Origin of the sequence: Paracoccus sp. PAMC 22219, assembly GCF_000787695.1 — a bacterium.
GTDB lineage: Bacteria > Pseudomonadota > Alphaproteobacteria > Rhodobacterales > Rhodobacteraceae > Paracoccus.
This window is the reverse complement of record NZ_BBPH01000076.1, coordinates 1-17,126: the sequence shown is the minus strand read 5'-3', so window position 1 is coordinate 17,126 and position 17,126 is coordinate 1. Positions and strand designations below refer to the sequence as shown.

Below are 17,126 nucleotides of genomic sequence, written 5' to 3'. Positions count from 1 at the left end.
TAACCGTCCGGCGTGGACAGTCAAACCGCTTTGGCATATCGCCCTTGGGCATGACCCGGACAGCCCCAGACCCGACCCGCAGCCGCCGTCACGACCACGCCCTGCGCCAGGGGGGCGGACGCGGATGGTCGGTCGCCGCCGTGCTGGTCGCGGGACTGGTGCTGATGCCGGTCCTGTCGGTCGTCTGGCTGGCGCTGAACCCCACCGACAACATCTGGCCGCATCTGCTGTCCAGCGTCATGCCCCGCTATTTCGGGAATACGGTCGCGCTGGCGGTGGGCACGGGCCTGCTGGCGGCGGCGATGGGGACCGGGTCCGCGTGGCTGGTCAGCATGTACGATTTTCCGGGGCGCGGCGTGCTGCAATGGCTGCTGCTGCTGCCCCTGGCGGTGCCCGCCTATATCGGCGCCTATGCGCTCGCGGATTTCCTGGATTATTCCGGACCGGTCCAGATCGCCCTGCGCGGCTGGTTCGGGTGGGAGACGGCCCGCGACTACTGGTTCCCGCGCATCCGATCGCTGGAGGCGGCGATCGTGGTTCTGGCGTCCGCGCTGTATCCATACGTCTATCTGTTGACGCGCGCCGCGCTGCACGAACAGTCGGGCAGCGCATACGAGGTCGCGCGCGCCTTGGGCACCGGGCCGTGGGGCCTGTTCGCCCGCGTGGGCCTGCCGCTGGCGCGCCCGGCCATCGTCGCGGGGTCCGCCATCGCGATGATGGAGGCGGTCGCCGATTACGGCGTCGTCAGCTATTTCGGGGTGCAGACCCTGAACACCGGCATCTTCACCACCTGGCTGGAGCGCCGGAACGCGGGCGGGGCGGCGCAGATCGCCTGCGCGATGCTGGCCATCATCGTGCTGCTGTCGCTGTGGGAACGTTTCGCGCGCCGCAATGCGCGCTATCACCAAAGCGCCCGTCAGCCGCGCCCGATCCAGCGTCAGCGTCTGCGCGCGCTACCGGGGATCGCGGCGACCTTGGCCTGCGCGCTGCCCTTTGCGATGGGGTTCGTGCTGCCGGTGGGGGTGATCGCGACCTATGCGCTGGCCTATCCGCAGGGGTGGCTGTCGCCGGGGCTGGTGCGGGCGGCGTGGCACACGGTGTCACTGGGCGGGATCGCCGCGGTGCTGACGGTGCTGATGGCACTGATCATGGTCTATGGCACGCGCCTGTCGGGCCGCGCGCTGCCGCGTCTGCTGATGCCGGTCACGACCATCGGCTATGCCGCGCCGGGGGCGGTGCTGGCGGTGGGGCTGCTGATCCCGCTGGCGGCGCTGGATCACCGAGTCGCGGACGCATGGCTGGCGGTGACAGGCACCGATCCGGGGCTGATCCTGACGGGGACGGGCACGGCCATCGTGCTGGCCTATCTGGTGCGGTTCTTTGCCATCGGGCAGGGGGCCATCGACGCGGCCTTCACGCGGGTGCCGCCGTCGCTGCCGATGGCGGCGCGGTCGCTGGGGCGCGACAATGCGGGCGTGCTGCGCGCGGTCTATCTGCCGATGATGCGCGGGTCGGTGGGGCGGCGCTGCTGCTGGTCTTCGTCGATTGCGTCAAGGAGCTGCCCGCGACCCTGCTGCTGCGCCCCTTCAACTTCGAGACGCTGGCCACCCGCACCCACGAACGCGCCAGCCTGGAGGATCTGGGCAATGCTGCCCCCGCCGCCCTTCTGGTGATGGCCGTGGGACTGGCCGCGGTCGCGCTGCTGGCCCGCACCAATCTGGGCGGCGCACGGCGCTGACACGCTTGCGCAGCACGGGGCGGCTTGATAATCGGGCATCGATGCCGGCTTAGCTCAGTGGTAGAGCGTCTGATTTGTAATCAGGGGGTCGGGGGTTCAAATCCCTCAGCCGGCACCAACTTCCCCTTGCATCCCGGAACCGTCTGCCCTATCTAGACATGGCTACGTTAAATTCTCTGCATCCTGTCTGCTTCTGCCTTCAGTCTGCTTTGTTAATCTGACGGCCAAGCCACCGCATACTGCGGGTGGAACACTAAGACAGGAGATCTCACGATGGCCAACGGCACCGTGAAGTGGTTCAACAGCACCAAAGGCTTCGGCTTCATTCAACCGGAAGGCGGCCGCCAGGACGTTTTCCTGCACATCTCGGCTCTTGAGCGCGCGGGCCTGTCGGCTCCGGCCGATGGCCAGAAGGTGACGTTCGAGCTGGAGCGCGGCCGCGACGGTCGCGAATCGGCAACGAACGTTCAGTTCGTCTGATCCGACGCCTTACGGCGACGATATGAAAGGGCTGCCGCAAGGCAGCCCTTTTTGCATGTGCGCGCTTGAGGCCGCACCCAGATTGGCATAGCAGACCCCCATGAAAATTCTGTTTCTTGGCGATGTGATGGGCCGTTCAGGCCGTCGCGCGATCACCGAACGGCTGGCGGGGCTGCGCGCCCGGCTGAAGGCCGACCTTGTCGTGGTCAATTCGGAAAACGCCAGCGGCGGGCGCGGCCTGACCGCGGGCCACGCGCAGCTGTTGCTGGAGGCGGGGGCCGATTGCCTGACGCTGGGCGACCATGCCTTCGACCAGAAGGACATGCTGGCCTTCATCGACCGCGAACCGCGGATCGTGCGCCCGCTGAACTTTGCGCGCGAGGCGCCGGGCCGGGGTCACACCATCATCAGCGACCAGCGCGGGCGCAAGGCGCTTATCGTGCAGGCCCTGGGACAGGTGTTCATGTCGCGGCCCTATGACGATCCGTTCTCGGCGCTGGACGGCGTGCTGCGCGCCCATCCGCCGGGCGGCATGGTCCAGGCGGCGCTGGTCGACATCCACGCCGAGGCCACCAGCGAAAAGATGGCCGTGGGCCATTTCTGCGACGGGCGCGCCAGCCTGGTCGTCGGCACGCACACCCACGTTCCCACCGCCGATGCGCAGGTTCTGCCGCGCGGCACTGCCTACCTGACCGATGCGGGCATGTGCGGCGATTATGACAGCGTGATCGGCATGGACAAGGCAGAGCCGCTGCGCCGCTTCATCACCGGCATGGTCCGCGACCGCTTCGTCCCCGCCGAGGGAGAGGCGACGCTGTCCGGCGTTCTGGTCGAAACCGACGACCGCACGGGTCAGGCGCGCAGCGTCCAGCCGGTGCGCGACGGCGGTCGGCTGGCGGCGACGCATCCGGTCTGACAGAGAATAATCTTCTCAACTTTCGCTTGCGGCAGCGCGGAAAACTGCTCTACACCCCGATGTCGGGGCCGCATCCGGGCCGTGTGACGAGACAGGATCTTCATGCTTGGCTTTGAACTGACCGGTACAACCGCCTCCGTTGCCATGCTGATCATCGTCAGCATCACGTTTCTTCTGTTCATCCGCGAAAAGCATCCGCCAGAGGTCATTGCCATCGCGTCGGCCGCGACGATGATGGTGCTGGGCCTGCTGCCGATCGACGATGCGGCGGGGGTGCTGTCGAACGCCGCGCCCTGGACGATCGCGTTCATGTACCTGCTGATGGGCGGGCTGATGCGGACGGGGGCGCTGGACCTGATGTCCAGCATCGTGTCCGCCCGCGCCGACACCAACCCGATGATGGCCATCGCCAGCCTGTTTGGTTTCGTCATCGTCGCATCGGCGGTGATGAACAACACGCCGGTCGTCGCGGTGATGATCCCGATCTGCATCCAGCTGGCGCTGCGTCTTGGAACAACCCCGTCCAAGCTGCTGATGCCGCTAAGTTATTTTACGCTGATGGGGGGCATGATCTCGCTGATCGGCACCTCGACCAACCTGCTGGTCGACGGCGTCGCCCGCGAACGCGGGATGGAGCCGTTCACCATCTTCGAGATCGCCCCCGTGGGCATCGCCATCACCCTGGCCGGCATCGTCTATTTCCTGCTGATCGGGCGCAAGCTGCTGCCCGAACGCACCTCGCTGGCCGGGTTCCTGGGCGCGCGGCGCGAGATGAAGTACTTTACCGAGGTCGCGATCCCTGAGGATTCGTCGCTGGTCGGCCAGAACGTCACCGAGGTGGCCTTGTTCAAGCGCGACGCCGTGCGGCTGATCGACGTCCTGCGTGGCGACGCGTCTTTGCGCCGCAACCTGCCCGAGGTCGTGCTGGCCCCCGGTGACCGGGTCGTGCTGCGGTCGGAGATGTCCGATCTGCTGGAGATGCTGGACAACAAGAACCTGCAGATGCTGGACAAGCTGGGCTCGGTCGCGACCGAGACGGTCGAGGTGCTGATCTCTCCGGGTTGCCACCTGATCGGGCGGCGTCTGGGCGATCTGCGCCTGCGCCGGCGCTATGGCATCTACGTTCTGGCGGCCCATCGGCGAAACCAGAACATCGGTCGCCAGCTGGACGACCTGGTGGTGCGCGTGGGCGACACCCTGCTGCTGGAAGGCGCCCCCGAGGATATCGGCCGCCTGGCCACCGACATGGAGATGGTCGACGTCTCGCGCCCCTCGGCGCGGGCCTATCGGCGCAACCGCGCACCCATCGCCATCATCTGCCTGCTGGCGGTGGTGACGCTGGCCGCGCTGGACGTCGCGCCGATCCTGGCGCTGTCCTTCCTGGCGGCGGCGGTGATCCTGATCACCCGCTGCGTCGATGCCGAAGAGGCGTTCTCGTTCGTGGACGGTCGCCTGATGGCGATGATCTTTGCCATGCTGGCCGTGGGCGAGGCGCTGGAACATACCGGCACCGTCAACCTGATCGTCGATTTCGTCGCGCCCTATCTGATGGGGCTGCCGCCCTTCCTGACGCTGATCGCGGTCTATTTTCTGGGCCTGATGCTGACCGAACTGCTGTCCAACAACGCGGTCGCCGTGTTGCTGACGCCTATCGCCATCGCGCTGGCCACGACCCTGGGTCACGATCCACGCCCCTATGTCGTCGCGGTCATGTTCTCTGCCACGGTCGCGTTCGCAACGCCCATCGGCTATCAGACGCACATGATGGTCTATGGGCCGGGGGGCTACAGGTTCTCGGACTTCGTCAAGGTTGGTGTGCCGTTGGACATCATCTGCGGGATCGTGGCCTGCCTGATCATCCCCATCCTGTGGCCGCTGGTCCCCTGACCCGATGCTGTTGCCGCAACTGCAATGCTGCCATGCAGCATCGGCGGTTGCGGTTGGGGCCTGGAACTCCGATCTAGGGCACAGGGGAGGAAACGACTTTGTCCTATGCAAGGAGTTTCCACATGGCGACCATCGCTTCTGTCGATCACAAATCCACCGGTTTCTCGGCTGGCTCGCTGTTGGCACCGTTCCGTGCCGTGGGTCGCTTCATGATCGCACTGGCCGAGGCAAGCCCGCAGATGCGCGCGCTGAACCGCCTGAGCCAGCTGTCCGACGCGGAACTGTCCGCAAAGGGCCTGACCCGCGACGGCGAAGTGCGCCGCATCCTGGGCGGTGCCGCCGCGCTGTAAGGCGCGCCAAACCACCGGACGACCACCGCGCGGCCCCCCGGGGCCGCGTTTCGCATTGCGATGGGGGTGCCCGCTGGACTAGAAGCGGGCGATATTCCAGTTTTCCGCACGAAGGACGACCCGACATGGCAGGGCATTCCAAATGGGCCAACATCCAGCACCGCAAGGGCCGGCAGGACAAGCTGCGGTCCAAGCTGTTCTCCAAGCTGGCCAAAGAGATCACCGTCGCCGCCAAGATGGGCGACCCCGATCCTGAAAAGAACCCGCGGCTGCGCATGGCCGTCAAAGAGGCCAAGGTCAAATCCGTCCCCAAGGACGTGATCGACCGCGCCATCAAGAAATCGCAGGGCGGCGACGCCGAAAGCTATGACGAGATCCGCTATGAGGGTTACGGCCCCAACGGCATCGCGCTGGTGGTCGAGGCGATGACCGACAACCGCAACCGCACCGCGTCGAACGTCCGCAGCTATTTCACCAAGTCGGGCGGCGACATGGGCCAGACCGGCTCGGTCAGCTTCATGTTCGACCGGGTCGGAGAGATCGTCTATCCCGCATCCGCGGGCGATGCCGACACGGTCATGCTGGCCGCACTGGAGGCAGGTGCCGACGACGTCGAATCCGATGACGAAGGCCACTGGATCTATTGCGCCGACACGGCCCTGAACGAGGTGTCCAGCGCGCTGGAGGCGTCCTTGGGCGAATCCGACACCGCCAAGCTGATCTGGAAGCCCCAGGCACCGACCGAGGTCACCGACCTGGAGACCGCGCAGAAGCTGATGCGCCTGATCGACACGCTGGAGGACGACGACGACGTCCAGACCGTCACCGGCAATTTCGACATCTCGGAAGAGGTCGCAGCGCAGCTGTAAGCGGCGCTTTGCATGCGGGCGGGCCGTTCCCATCGGGGGGCGGCCCGCCTTTGCGTTTTGCGCCTTGCGCGCCGCCGGGAAAGGCGGCAATTGCAGATCATGCAGATGCAAAGCGACACACGCCGCGACATGATCGGCATCGGATGGATGCTGGCGACGGGGCTGTGCTTTGTCGCGGTCAATACCATCGTGCGCGGGCTGGACGGCGCGCTGCCCGCGTCGCAGGCGGCCTTCATCCGCTTTCTGTTCGGCATGGTGTTCCTGGCCCCGGTCATCGCAAGCGCCCTGCGGGGCGGCTTTTCGCGCGGGATCTGGGGGCTGTTCGCCCTGCGCGGCGCGCTGCACGTGGTGGCGGTGGTCGCGTGGTTCTATGCCATGTCGCGCATCACCGTGGCCGAGGTGACGGCCATCGGTTTCCTGAACCCCATCATCGTGACCATCTGCGCGGCGCTGTTCATGGGGGAACGGCTGGCCTCGCGCCGGATCGCGGCGGTGGGGGTGGCGCTGTTGGGCGCGCTGGTGGTGCTGCGGCCCGGCCTGCGGGAACTGGACCCCGGACATCTGAGCCAGGTGCTGGCCTCGGTCGCGTTCGGGCTGTCCTATCTGATCGCCAAGCGGCTGTCGGACCGGGTACCTGCGGCGGTGGTGGTGGCGATGATGTCGTTGACCGTGTCCGTCGGGCTGGCGCCGCTGGCCATCGCGCAATGGGTGCCGCCGACGATGGGTCAACTGGGCTGGCTGGCGCTGGTCGCGGTCTTTGCCACGCTTGGGCATTACACGATGACGCGGGCATTCGCCGCAGCGCCGCTGACGGTCACGCAACCGGTGACTTTTCTGCAGTTGATCTGGGCCAGCCTAGTCGGCGTCCTGATCTTCCATGAACCGCTGGACCCTTGGGTGATCCTGGGCGGCGGGCTGATGATCGGGGCGATCAGCTATATCACCTGGCGCGAGGCCCGCATCCGCGCCCGCACCGTCACACCGCCGGTCAGCGCCACCAAGATCTGACGCTACAGAGGCAGCACGGACCTTCCACCGCGTGTCACCCACAGCAGCCGTGCGGCTATCCGATCGGCGGGCATCCTGAGGCGTTTCAGCGCTGCCGCGGCCAGTGTCGAACGACGTGCGGCCAGGTCGAACCCAAAGCTCATCGCGCCGATCGCCGTCAGCAACACGACGGTCCATGTCAGTGCAGCCACCCCATCGGCCGGAGCGGGGCGCAGCAGATACAGCAGGATATTCCCCCATGCAAAGGTGAACATGCTTGTTCGGCCAAAGAACGTCGCGCGCGTCCAATGGTCCGTGCGCCCCACCTTTCGGATGTCGATCAGCCAGACGAACAGCAGCGTCATCAATGTCGCCGACAGGATGCCCGCCGCGAAATACAACGGATGGCTGTCCTTGCGGAGGCTTCCACTCGACAACCCGACGATCGTCTCTTCGGTCACGAACAGCCCACCGATCAGCGCCACTGCCGCGCCGCCGATCAGCAAGGTGCGAACCCGTCGCCCGAAACCCGGGTCGGTTGACGGATCAAGCGCCTGCAGCCCGTTCGGCGAACTGCCGGTCAGATAGCGGCCCAGCCACTGCCCGACGATGACCAGCGTCAGACCATGAAGGATGGATGGACCCGCCAAGGGCAGGTCGCCAAACCCGGTCAGAAACTGGACCAGGCTTGCGACAGGCGTCGGCGCCCCCAGATCGCCCTGAATATCCGGCAAAGCGCTCAGCAGTGGCCACGCCGCCTGATAGGGGATGGCGGCGACCACCAGCGGCCATAGCCCCACCCGCCCGCGGATCCACAGCAGGATCGGGGCGAATGCAAGAACGACGGCATAGAACTTCAGGATCTCGGTATAGGGCGAGTTGCCCATGAACAGGATCGTGGCGATGCTGTAGGGTACCGAATAGCCGTCCTCGGTCAGGGTCAGCGCAAGGATCGTCAGCGCGTACAGGACCCAGCATTGAAGGGCCCGGGACAGAAGCCGTGTCGCCACCTGTTGCCGGGCCTGCGGCGTGGTCCAGCGGGGTCGATAGACGACCTCCAGCATGGTCCCGAACAGCAGGATGAAGGTCGGCGTTGCGATCTGGAAAAAGAACCATGCAATGCGCGCGACATGATCAGGGATATAGGCGCCAAGCCCGATATCGGCATAGACATGCGACGACATCGCCAGAACGATCGCCAGACTGCGCGCTGCATCGAGGCCTATGATCCGCATCCGCCACCGCGCTTTTGTTCTGGGGTCTGTAAGGCGCGGTCATAGGCCGATCGACATCGGATTGGAACCGCGTTTCGTCGCCAAGTGTTTCTCGCGTGACGCGGGAGGACGCAATGGCATCACACGAACAGATCTGGAACGACTGGCAGGAGCTGGTCAACATGACGCCGTCGCAGTTGAAGGACTGGCTGGAGACCGATGACAGCAAGTCGGTCGGCGACACGGGCGGGCAGGGCGAAAGCACCGGCCACAGGTCGGGCCGCCATATCCTGCGCATCAAGGACAAGAAGAAGGCTGACTTGTCCGAGGATGACTGGGCGCATATGGCCAAGGTCGCGGGTTACATCAAGCGCCACCTGGCGCAGGGCGGACCCGAGAAGGACAAGGAACACAGCGACTGGCGCTATTCCTTGATGAACTGGGGCCACGATCCGCTGAGGTGATCGCGGCCCCCGCGCCTTACCGGTTCGGCCACAGCGTTGCGTGCCTGTTTACGTCCTTGTAGAGCAGATAGCGGAACGGCCCCGGACCGCCCGCATAGCAGGCCTGCGGGCAGAAGGCGCGCAGCCACATGTAATCGCCGGGGCCGACCTCGACCCAATCGCGGTTCAGGCGATAGACGGCCTTGCCCTCCAGCACGAACAGGCCATGCTCCATCACGTGGGTTTCCGCGAAGGGGATCGAGCCGCCGGGTTTGAACGTCACCACGGTGATGTGCATGTCGTGGCGCAGATCGGCGGGGTCCATGAAGCGCGTCGTGCCCCAGGCCCCGTCCGTGTCGGGCATCATCGACGGCGCAATATCCTGTTCGTGCACTACGATCGGGTCGGGCTTGTCGGTGCCGGCAAAGGGCTGCCACCGCTTGCGCCACCAGTGGAACCCTGCCGGACCCGCCGTGCGGTTCCTGACCCGCCACGGCGTGCCGGGGGGGATATAGGCGAAGCCCCGGGCGACAGCAGATGTTCGGTCCCGTCGATCACCACCTGCATGTCGCCGCCGGTGACGAAGATCGCGTGCTGGATTTCCGGATCGTCATCGGGGGTGTCGCTTCCGCCGCCTTCGGCCAGTTCCACGATGTACTGGCTGAAGGTTTCCGCGAACCCGGTCAGCGGACGCGCCAGCATCCAGAACCGCATCCCCTGCCAGCCGGGCAGATAGCTGGTGACGATGTCGCGCATCACCGTGCGCGGGATGACCGCATAGGCGTCGGTGAAGACCGCCGTGTCGGTCGTCATGCCCGTCTGTGGCGGCAGGCCCGCAACGGGACCGGCATAGCGGATGCGCGCGCCGGTCGCATCATCGGTGGGCAGGACGGCGATGTCGCCGGTGGGGGCGCCTGCGGGGCCGGTATCGGTCATTTCAGGATCTCTTTCAGGCGAAGGGTGGCGATGCGGATGACCTGCGCCTCGGCTGTGGCGCGCTCAAGCGGGGTGTCGTTGTCGACGCGGGTCTGCATGGCGGACAGGATGCCCGCCTTGTCGTGGTCGCGGACCGCGATGATGAAGGGAAAGCCGTGCTTGGCGACATAGGCGTCGTTCAGGCGGGTAAACTCGGTGCGTTCGGCGTCGGTCAGCGCGTCCAGACCGGCGCTGGCCTGTTCGGCGGTGCTGTCGGCGGTCAGGCGTTTCGCCAGTGCCAGCTTGCCTGCCAGATCCGGGTGCGCCTGCAGGACGCCAAGGCGTTCGTCATCGCCCGATGCGCGGAACATCTGTGCCATGCGCCCGGCAAGGCCGGTGGGCGTGTCATGGACGGCGCCCATCTCGCGTCCCAGACCCGTTCGGCGATGAAGGGCGAATGCTCATAGATGCCGCCGAACCGCGCGACAAATGCGTCGCGGTCCATCTGCGATGGGCGGGTACGCGGCTGGAACGGATGTTCCGCGGCCCAGTGGCGGGCAATGTCCAGGCGGCTGGCAAACCAGACGCCGTCATGGCTGCGGGCATGGTCCAGGAACCGCTGGATCGCCATCGCCCGGCCCGGTCGCCCCGCCAGGCGGCAATGCAGCCCGATGGACATCATCTTGGGCGCACCCGCCGCCCCCTCGGCATAGAGCATGTCGAAGCTGTCGCGCAGATAGTCGAAGAAATCGGTCCCCGTTCCGAACCCCTGACCCGAAGAGAACCGCATGTCGTTGGCGTCCATCGTATAAGGCACCATCAGCTGGGGCCGGTCGTTGTGGACGTGCCAATAGGGCAGCTCGTCCGCGATGGTGTCGGCCAGGTAGTCGAACCCGCCTTCCTCGCAGCCAAGCGCCACCGTGTTCATCGACGTGCGCCCCTGATAGAAGCCGCGCGGCCGTTCGCCGGTGATCGCGGTGTGCAGGGCCACGGCCTGGGCGATGTGGCGGGCCTCCTCCTCGCGCGGGACGTTGCGGTAATCGATCCATTTCAGGCCGTGGGTCGCGATCTCCCACCGGGCCTCCTGCATGGCGGCGACCTGTTCGGGGCTGCGTTCCAGCGCGGTGGCCACGCCATAGACGGTGACGGGCAGGTCCTTGAGCATCCGATGCATCCGCCAGAAGCCCGACCGCGCGCCGTAATCATAGATCGATTCCATGTTCCAGTGCCGCTGGCCGGGCCAGGCTTGCGCGCCGATGATCTCGGACAGGAACGCCTCGGATGCGGGGTCGCCGTGTTCGACGCTGTTCTCGCCGCCCTCCTCATAGTTCAGGACGATCTGGACGGCGATGCGGGCACCGCCCGGCCAGCGGGGATCGGGGGTGGTCCGGCCATATCCGGTCAGGTCTCGGCTGTAGCGCATCGGTGTCCCCTTGTGCCTGTCGTTGCGTCAGCAAAGCGCGCCAAGACCGCAAGAACAAGCTCTCCGGGGCGGAATTCTGTATCAAGGAATGCGCGACAATGGACGGGTCTTTCAAATTCGCGTTGAAAGACTTACGCGCCGGGGACAATTGCGGCATGAGGCCGCGCCGCCCACTGTCCGGCTCAACGGCGGACGGGGGGTCCGCCAAGGGGGGACGCATGGAACGCTACTTTGGACTTGCCGAAAAAGGCAGCAGTGTCAGGACCGAGGTGATCGCAGGCATCACCACCTTCCTGACGATGGCCTATATCATCTTCGTCAATCCGGACATCCTGGCCACGACCGGAATGGACCGCAACGCGGTCTTTGTCGCGACCTGCCTGGCCGCGGCGCTGGGGTCGATGATCATGGGGATGTGGGCCAACTGGCCCATCGGCATGGCGCCGGGCATGGGGCTGAACGCGTTCTTTGCCTTTACCGTCGTGGGGGTCATGGGGTTCACCTGGCAACAGGCGCTGGGCGCGGTGTTCATCAGCGGCCTGATCTTCCTGTTCCTGTCGCTGACCGGCATCCGGCGCTGGCTGATCGCGGGGATCCCCGCGTCGATGCGCAGCGCCATCGCGGCGGGTATCGGGCTGTTCCTGGCGATCATCGCGCTGCAGTCGTCGGGCATCGTGGTGGGCAACCCCGCGACGCTGGTCGCGCTGGGCGATCTGACCGCAACGGGGACGCTGCTGACGATCTGCGGGTTCTTCCTGATCGTCGCGCTGGACGCGCTGCGGGTGACGGGGGCGATCCTGATCGGCATCCTGGTGGTGACGGTCGCGGCCATCGCGCTGGGCGTCAGCCAGTTTTCGGGCGTTATGTCCATGCCGCCGTCGATCGCACCGACCTTCCTGCAGATGGACCTGATGGGGGCGCTGACATTCGGCATCTTCCAGGTGGTGCTGGTCATGGTCCTGGTCGAGGTGTTCGACGCCACCGGCACGCTGATCGGCGTCGCCAAGCGCGCGGGCCTGCTGACCGAGGGGCCGACCCACAAGAACAAGAACCTGGGTCGCGCGCTGATGGCCGATTCGACCGCGATCACCGCGGGCGCGCTGCTGGGCACGTCGTCGACGACCGCCTATGTCGAAAGCGCGTCGGGCGTTCAGGCGGGCGGCCGGACCGGGCTGACCGCCGTGGTCGTGGGCCTGCTATTTTTGGCCGCGATGTTCTTTGCACCGCTGGCAGGATCGGTGCCCGCCTATGCGACCGCGCCGGCGCTGCTGTACGTCGCCACCCTGATGGTGCGCGAACTGGCCGAGGTCGAATGGGACGACGTGACCCAGGCCGCGCCGTCGGTGCTGACGGCCATCGCCATGCCGCTGACTTATTCCATCGCGAACGGGCTGGCGTTCGGCTTCATCAGCTATGCGGTGATCAAGCTGCTGACCGGCCGCGCCCGCGAGGTGCATGCCGCGACCTGGATCATCGCCGCCCTGTTCGTGGCCAAGTTCGCGCTGTTCGGCGCGCACTGATCGCGGTCAGGGCGTCGGGCCGCCCAGGGCATCGGACAGGCTGGCCGCCGCGGCGGCCACCACCGCGCCCAAGGTCTTGACGTGTTCGGCCCCGATGCGGTGCGTGGGGCCGCTGACGCTGATCCCGGCGATCGCCTCGCCGGACAGATCGAAGACGGGCGCTGCTATGCAGCGCATGCCCCGGCTGCGTTCCTCGTCGTCAAAGGAAAAGCCGCGGTGACGGATGCGGGCCAGGTCCGCCTCCAGCGCCTCGGGGTCGGTCAGCGTGGTGTCGGTGAACCGCGCCAGCGGGCCCAGTGCCGCGACGCTGTCGGGCCGGAACGCCAGCAGCGCCTTGCCGATCCCCGATGCGTGCAGGGGCGAACGGGTGCCGGGCGGAAAGAACGCGCGGATCGTCTCGGACGTTTCGACCTGGGACAGGAACAGCACGCTGTCGCCCTGCAGGATGCCCAGGTTCGCGGTTTCCCCGGTATGTTCCATCAGCGCGCGCATGATCGGGCGGGCGCGTTCGACCAGCCCCGACCGGCGCATGAAGGCCGACCCCAGGCGAAACGCCTGCGGCCCGATGTTCCAGGCCTGCGTCGCGGGGTCGCTTTCGGCCATGCCGCGCGCGGCCAGCGTGTGCAGCACCCGGTGCACGGTCGAGGGTGGCTGGGCCGACCGTTCCGCCACTTCGGACAGGGTCAGGCCGGGTTGGGCCGCCAGCAGGTCCAGCAGGTCCAGCGCCCGGTCCAGCGACTGCACGGTGCCCGGTGCGTCGGGCAATGTCTTGCGGGGGCGGCCCCGCTTGCGGGTCGGGTCGGCCATTATGCGTCCCTTGTTAATGCAGCCTTTAGATGCGGGCGAAAATGACACCTCGCAAGGCCAAAAGCCAACGCTTAGAAATCATTTCCATTTTTGCGCCCGAACGACCCCCGCCGCGGGGCGTGCATGCACGGATTCGGTGCCGCCTTTTCGGGCATGGGCGGGTCCTGCACAAGATGCGCTCTGAAAATCCGTTTCGGGAAAATGACGGGCCAAGCTAGGTCTGGGTCAGTCGCGCAACCACGACGCGACACCACAGGGGAGCCCGCCATGACAGACAGCCTTTCCCGGACCGAGGTCCATCCCGTCGACCAGATGCTGCCCACGGGGCGGCTGATCACCCTGGGGTTCCAGCATGTGCTGGTCATGTATGCGGGCGCCATCGCGGTGCCGCTGATCGTGGGCCGTGCCCTGCAGCTGCCGCCCGAGGAGGTGGCCTTTCTGATTTCGGCCGACCTGTTCGTCTGCGGTCTGGCGACCCTGATCCAAAGCCTGGGGATGACCCAGTATTTCGGCATCCGCCTGCCGGTGATGATGGGCGTGACCTTTGCCGCGGTCGGGCCGATGGTCGCCATCGCGGGCCAGACGCCTGGCACGGACGGGGCACGTGCGCTGTTCGGGGCGATCATCGCGGCGGGCCTGATCGCCATCCTGCTGGCACCGCTGATCGGGCGGTTCCTGCGTTTCTTTCCCCCCGTGGTCACCGGCACGGTGATCCTGGCCATCGGTATCAGCCTGATGCCCATCGGCATCAACTGGATCTTTGGCCTGCCGGTCGGGCCGACCGCGCCGATGCTGGTCGATCCGGCACAACAGGCCTGGCTGGACGGGGCCATCGCCGCGGGCGGCGTCCCTGAGGGCGTGCGCCTGGCCCCGGTGGTTGCCAACCCCGCCTATGCTTCGGGCACGAACATCCTGATCGCGGTGCTGGTGCTGGGCACGATCCTGGCGGTGTCGCGGTTCGCCCGCGGGTTCATGGCCAACATCGCCGTGCTGCTGGGTATCGCAGTGGGGGGCATCGCCGCCGCCGCGATGGGCCTGATGCAGTTCGACAAGGTCGGAGAGGCCGCTTGGTTTTCGGTCATCAAGCCGTTCCATTTCGGCCTGCCCACCTTTGATCCGGTGATGATCGTCACGATGGTGCTGGTGATGATCGTGGTGATGATCGAATCGACCGGCATGTTCCTGGCGCTGTCGGACATGTGCCGCCGGCCGATCAATTCACGCGGTCTGGCCGCGGGTCTGCGGGCCGACGGGCTGGGCACGATGCTGGGCGGCATCTTCAACACTTTTCCCTATACCTCGTTCTCTCAGAACGTCGGGCTGGTGGGGGTCACGGGCATCCGGTCGCGGTTCGTCTGCGTGGCGGGGGGTGTGATCATGATCGTGCTGGGCCTGATCCCCAAGATGGGCGCACTGGTCGAGAGCCTGCCGACCACCGTCCTGGGCGGGGCCGGTCTGGTGATGTTCGGCATGGTCGCGGCCACCGGCATCCGCATCCTCAGCCGTGTCGATTTCACCGCCAACCGCCACAACCTGTTCGTGGTTGCCATCAGCATCGGCATGGCGATGATCCCGCTGGTCGCGCCGAACTTCAAGCAGTGGCTGCCCCACGCGATCCATCCGCTGATCCATTCGGGCATCCTGCTGGCTGCGGTCAGTGCGGTTGCGCTGAACTGGTTCTATAACGGTGCCGCCCCCGCGGACGAGGCGGAGCTGGCCGAGGCCGGTCGCCTGGCCGATCACTAGGGTCCGATTATGCACGGTTTCTTAAGACTGCCTTGCCCATCAAGCCCCTGCCGGGCTTGGGCAAATCGGGTATCACGGCACAAGACCGATCAAGACGGGGGGATTTTATGTCCGGTTTTCTGACAACGCATGTTCTGGACACGGCGCGCGGGCTGCCCGCGCGCGGGATGCAGGTCGTGCTGTTCCGGCTGTCGCCCGCGCGGGAGGAGATCGCGCGCATGGTGACCAATGCCGACGGGCGCACCGATGCGCATATCCTGCCGGCGGGCGATTTCGCCACCGGCACCTACGAACTGGAATTCCATGCCGGCGCCTGGATGGATGCGTCGGGCGTGGCGCCCGAAAGCCCGCGGTTCCTGGACGTGATCCCGATCCGCTTCGGCATGTCGCAGGACGATCATTACCACGTGCCGCTGCTGGTCTCTCCGTTCGGCTATTCCACGTATCGGGGCAGCTGAGATGATCCCGGAAACCGCCATCCTGTGGGAGTTCCTCTCCTTTGCCGTCCGCTGGCTGCACGTGATCACAGCGATCGCGTGGATCGGGTCGTCGTTCTATTTCATCGCGCTGGATCTGGGCCTGCAGAAGGCGCCCGATCTGCCCAAGGGCGCACATGGCGAGGAATGGCAGGTCCACGGCGGCGGCTTTTACCATATCCGCAAGTACCTGGTCGCGCCGGAACGCATGCCCGAGCATCTGACCTGGTTCAAATGGGAAAGCTATGCGACCTGGCTGTCTGGGGCCGCGCTGCTGATGGTCACCTATTGGGCGGGCGCGAACCTGTATCTGATCGAGCCCGCCAAGGCCGATCTGGCGATCTGGCAGGCCATCCTGATCTCGGGCGGATCGCTGGCGGTGGGCTGGCTGATCTATGACGGGCTGTGCAAGTCGCCCCTGGGCAACCGTCCCACGGTGCTGATGCTGCTGCTGTTCGCGGCGCTGGTGGCGATGGGCTGGGCCTATGACCAGATCTTCACGGGCCGCGCCGCCCTGCTGCATCTGGGGGCGTTCACCGCGACGATCATGACCGCGAACGTGTTCCTGATCATCATGCCGAACCAGCGCATTGTGGTGGCCGACCTGAAGGCCGGGCGCGCCGCCGATCCGAAATACGGCAAGATCGCCAAGCTGCGCTCGACCCACAACAACTACCTGACGCTGCCGGTCATCTTCCTGATGCTGTCGAACCATTATCCGCTGGCCTTCGCCAGCCAGTACAATTGGCTGATCGCGGCGCTGATCTTCCTGATGGGCGTGACCATCCGGCATTTCTTCAACACCATGCACGCACGCAAGGGGTACCAATGGTGGACCTGGGCGGTCACGACGATGCTGTTCATCGGGGTGATGTGGCTGGCATCGCTTGGCGTGAACCAGGACAGCTATGACGAGGCGATGGCCCGCCCCCTGACCCCGGTCGAGGCCCGCTTTGCCGATGCCGAAGGGTTCGAGGATGCCAGCCAGGCCGTCATCGGCCGCTGCTCCATGTGCCATGCGCGTGAACCGGTCTGGGACGGCATCCGCACCGCACCCAAGGGCGTCCTGCTGGAAACGCCCGCCGACATCGCCCGGGCGGCGCATCAGATCTATGTCCAGGCGGGGCTGACCGACGCGATGCCCCCCGCCAACATCACCGGGATGGAGGACGCCGAGCGCGATGCCATCCTGCGCTGGTTCCGCGAAGTCGGACCTCTGGGGGTGGCGGGGCTCTAGGCCACTTTCGCCAAACGACAATGACCCGCGTGACAGCGGGACACGGGGGCGCAGTCCCCCGGGCGCGGCGGCCCCCCTCGATGGGGGGTGCCGCCGCGGCCTCTTTGCGCCCCCGGCA

Annotated in this window: 13 protein-coding genes, 1 tRNA gene and 3 pseudogenes; 13 read left to right on the top strand and 4 right to left on the bottom strand. The window is 66.3% G+C overall.

What is annotated here, in order from left to right:
- Positions 1 to 164: 164 nt before the first annotated feature.
- The 8 genes and pseudogenes from TY51_RS09310 (at position 165) to TY51_RS09275 (ending at position 7,248) form a co-directional block, all read left to right on the top strand.
- Positions 165 to 1,738, top strand: a pseudogene (locus tag TY51_RS09310) (ABC transporter permease).
- Positions 1,739 to 1,781: 43 nt separating this feature from the next.
- Positions 1,782 to 1,856, top strand: a tRNA-Thr gene (locus tag TY51_RS09305).
- A 155-nt stretch (positions 1,857 to 2,011) separates the two neighbouring features.
- The gene (locus TY51_RS09300; RefSeq protein WP_042248736.1) at positions 2,012 to 2,218 is read left to right on the top strand and encodes a cold-shock protein; all 207 of its coding nucleotides are present in this window, start codon (positions 2,012 to 2,014) and stop codon (positions 2,216 to 2,218) included.
- Between the two features lie 100 nt (positions 2,219 to 2,318).
- A complete protein-coding gene (locus tag TY51_RS09295) occupies positions 2,319 to 3,134 on the top strand; it encodes a TIGR00282 family metallophosphoesterase (protein WP_042248734.1) in 816 nt (271 codons plus the stop codon).
- 102 nt (positions 3,135 to 3,236) lie between these two features.
- Positions 3,237 to 5,021, top strand: coding sequence for an SLC13 family permease (locus tag TY51_RS09290; protein ID WP_042248732.1), 1,785 nt, complete (start codon positions 3,237 to 3,239; stop codon positions 5,019 to 5,021).
- Between the two features lie 122 nt (positions 5,022 to 5,143).
- Entirely contained in the window at positions 5,144 to 5,371 is a 228-nt protein-coding gene (locus TY51_RS09285; protein ID WP_231558988.1) for a hypothetical protein, read from the top strand.
- Between the two features lie 125 nt (positions 5,372 to 5,496).
- A complete protein-coding gene (locus TY51_RS09280; protein WP_042248729.1) occupies positions 5,497 to 6,240 on the top strand; it encodes a YebC/PmpR family DNA-binding transcriptional regulator in 744 nt (247 codons plus the stop codon).
- Positions 6,241 to 6,339: 99 nt separating this feature from the next.
- Complete coding sequence (locus TY51_RS09275) at positions 6,340 to 7,248, top strand: DMT family transporter (RefSeq protein WP_081994842.1); 909 nt, start codon at positions 6,340 to 6,342, stop codon at positions 7,246 to 7,248.
- Between the two features lie 2 nt (positions 7,249 to 7,250).
- Here the strand turns inward: TY51_RS09275 and TY51_RS09270 are convergent, their stop codons facing one another.
- Positions 7,251 to 8,462 carry a heparan-alpha-glucosaminide N-acetyltransferase domain-containing protein gene (locus tag TY51_RS09270; RefSeq protein WP_052649991.1) on the bottom strand — a complete coding sequence of 404 codons (1,212 nt, stop codon included), beginning with the start codon at positions 8,460 to 8,462 and terminating at the stop codon, positions 7,251 to 7,253.
- 113 nt (positions 8,463 to 8,575) lie between these two features.
- Between TY51_RS09270 and TY51_RS09265 the strand changes: the two genes are divergently transcribed.
- Entirely contained in the window at positions 8,576 to 8,905 is a 330-nt protein-coding gene (locus TY51_RS09265; RefSeq protein ID WP_042248726.1) for a DUF3140 domain-containing protein, read from the top strand.
- A gap of 16 nt (positions 8,906 to 8,921) precedes the next feature.
- Here TY51_RS09265 and TY51_RS09260 read toward each other — a convergent pair.
- Together TY51_RS09260 and puuE are read right to left on the bottom strand one after the other, a co-directional pair.
- A pseudogene (locus TY51_RS09260) lies at positions 8,922 to 9,697 on the bottom strand (bifunctional allantoicase/(S)-ureidoglycine aminohydrolase).
- Between the two features lie 119 nt (positions 9,698 to 9,816).
- A pseudogene (gene puuE / locus TY51_RS09255) lies at positions 9,817 to 11,222 on the bottom strand (allantoinase PuuE).
- 218 nt (positions 11,223 to 11,440) lie between these two features.
- On the opposite strand from puuE, the gene TY51_RS09250 reads away from it, so the two are divergent.
- Positions 11,441 to 12,742 (top strand): NCS2 family permease, encoded by a 1,302-nt coding sequence (locus TY51_RS09250; RefSeq protein WP_042248723.1) that lies wholly within the window; start codon positions 11,441 to 11,443, stop codon positions 12,740 to 12,742.
- A gap of 6 nt (positions 12,743 to 12,748) precedes the next feature.
- On the opposite strand, the gene bhcR is transcribed toward TY51_RS09250, so the two are convergent.
- Positions 12,749 to 13,549, bottom strand: coding sequence for an HTH-type transcriptional regulator BhcR (gene bhcR, locus TY51_RS09245; protein ID WP_042248719.1), 801 nt, complete (start codon positions 13,547 to 13,549; stop codon positions 12,749 to 12,751).
- 267 nt (positions 13,550 to 13,816) lie between these two features.
- Here bhcR and TY51_RS09240 point away from each other — a divergent pair, with 267 nt between their 5' ends.
- The 3 genes from TY51_RS09240 (at position 13,817) to TY51_RS09230 (ending at position 17,008) form a co-directional block, all read left to right on the top strand.
- Complete coding sequence (locus TY51_RS09240; protein WP_042248715.1) at positions 13,817 to 15,295, top strand: nucleobase:cation symporter-2 family protein; 1,479 nt, start codon at positions 13,817 to 13,819, stop codon at positions 15,293 to 15,295.
- Between the two features lie 107 nt (positions 15,296 to 15,402).
- A complete protein-coding gene (gene uraH, locus TY51_RS09235) occupies positions 15,403 to 15,753 on the top strand; it encodes a hydroxyisourate hydrolase (protein WP_042248712.1) in 351 nt (116 codons plus the stop codon).
- A gap of 1 nt (position 15,754) precedes the next feature.
- Positions 15,755 to 17,008, top strand: coding sequence for a urate hydroxylase PuuD (locus tag TY51_RS09230; RefSeq protein WP_373960576.1), 1,254 nt, complete (start codon positions 15,755 to 15,757; stop codon positions 17,006 to 17,008).
- Positions 17,009 to 17,126: the final 118 nt, after the last annotated feature.

Excerpts from the sequence above, each read along its gene's own strand:
- TY51_RS09295 (WP_042248734.1), top strand. The coding sequence starts at position 2,319 with ATGAAAATTCTGTTTCTTGGCGATGTGATGGGCCGTTCAGGCCGTCGC.
- TY51_RS09250 (WP_042248723.1), top strand. The coding sequence starts at position 11,441 with ATGGAACGCTACTTTGGACTTGCCGAAAAAGGCAGCAGTGTCAGGACC.
- bhcR (WP_042248719.1), bottom strand. The coding sequence starts at position 13,549 with ATGGCCGACCCGACCCGCAAGCGGGGCCGCCCCCGCAAGACATTGCCC.
- TY51_RS09240 (WP_042248715.1), top strand. The coding sequence starts at position 13,817 with ATGACAGACAGCCTTTCCCGGACCGAGGTCCATCCCGTCGACCAGATG.
- TY51_RS09265 (WP_042248726.1), top strand. The coding sequence starts at position 8,576 with ATGGCATCACACGAACAGATCTGGAACGACTGGCAGGAGCTGGTCAAC.
- TY51_RS09300 (WP_042248736.1), top strand. The coding sequence starts at position 2,012 with ATGGCCAACGGCACCGTGAAGTGGTTCAACAGCACCAAAGGCTTCGGC.
- TY51_RS09270 (WP_052649991.1), bottom strand. The coding sequence starts at position 8,462 with ATGCGGATCATAGGCCTCGATGCAGCGCGCAGTCTGGCGATCGTTCTG.
- TY51_RS09285 (WP_231558988.1), top strand. The coding sequence starts at position 5,144 with ATGGCGACCATCGCTTCTGTCGATCACAAATCCACCGGTTTCTCGGCT.
- TY51_RS09290 (WP_042248732.1), top strand. The coding sequence starts at position 3,237 with ATGCTTGGCTTTGAACTGACCGGTACAACCGCCTCCGTTGCCATGCTG.
- TY51_RS09280 (WP_042248729.1), top strand. The coding sequence starts at position 5,497 with ATGGCAGGGCATTCCAAATGGGCCAACATCCAGCACCGCAAGGGCCGG.
- TY51_RS09275 (WP_081994842.1), top strand. The coding sequence starts at position 6,340 with ATGCAGATGCAAAGCGACACACGCCGCGACATGATCGGCATCGGATGG.
- uraH (WP_042248712.1), top strand. The coding sequence starts at position 15,403 with ATGTCCGGTTTTCTGACAACGCATGTTCTGGACACGGCGCGCGGGCTG.
- TY51_RS09230 (WP_373960576.1), top strand. The coding sequence starts at position 15,755 with ATGATCCCGGAAACCGCCATCCTGTGGGAGTTCCTCTCCTTTGCCGTC.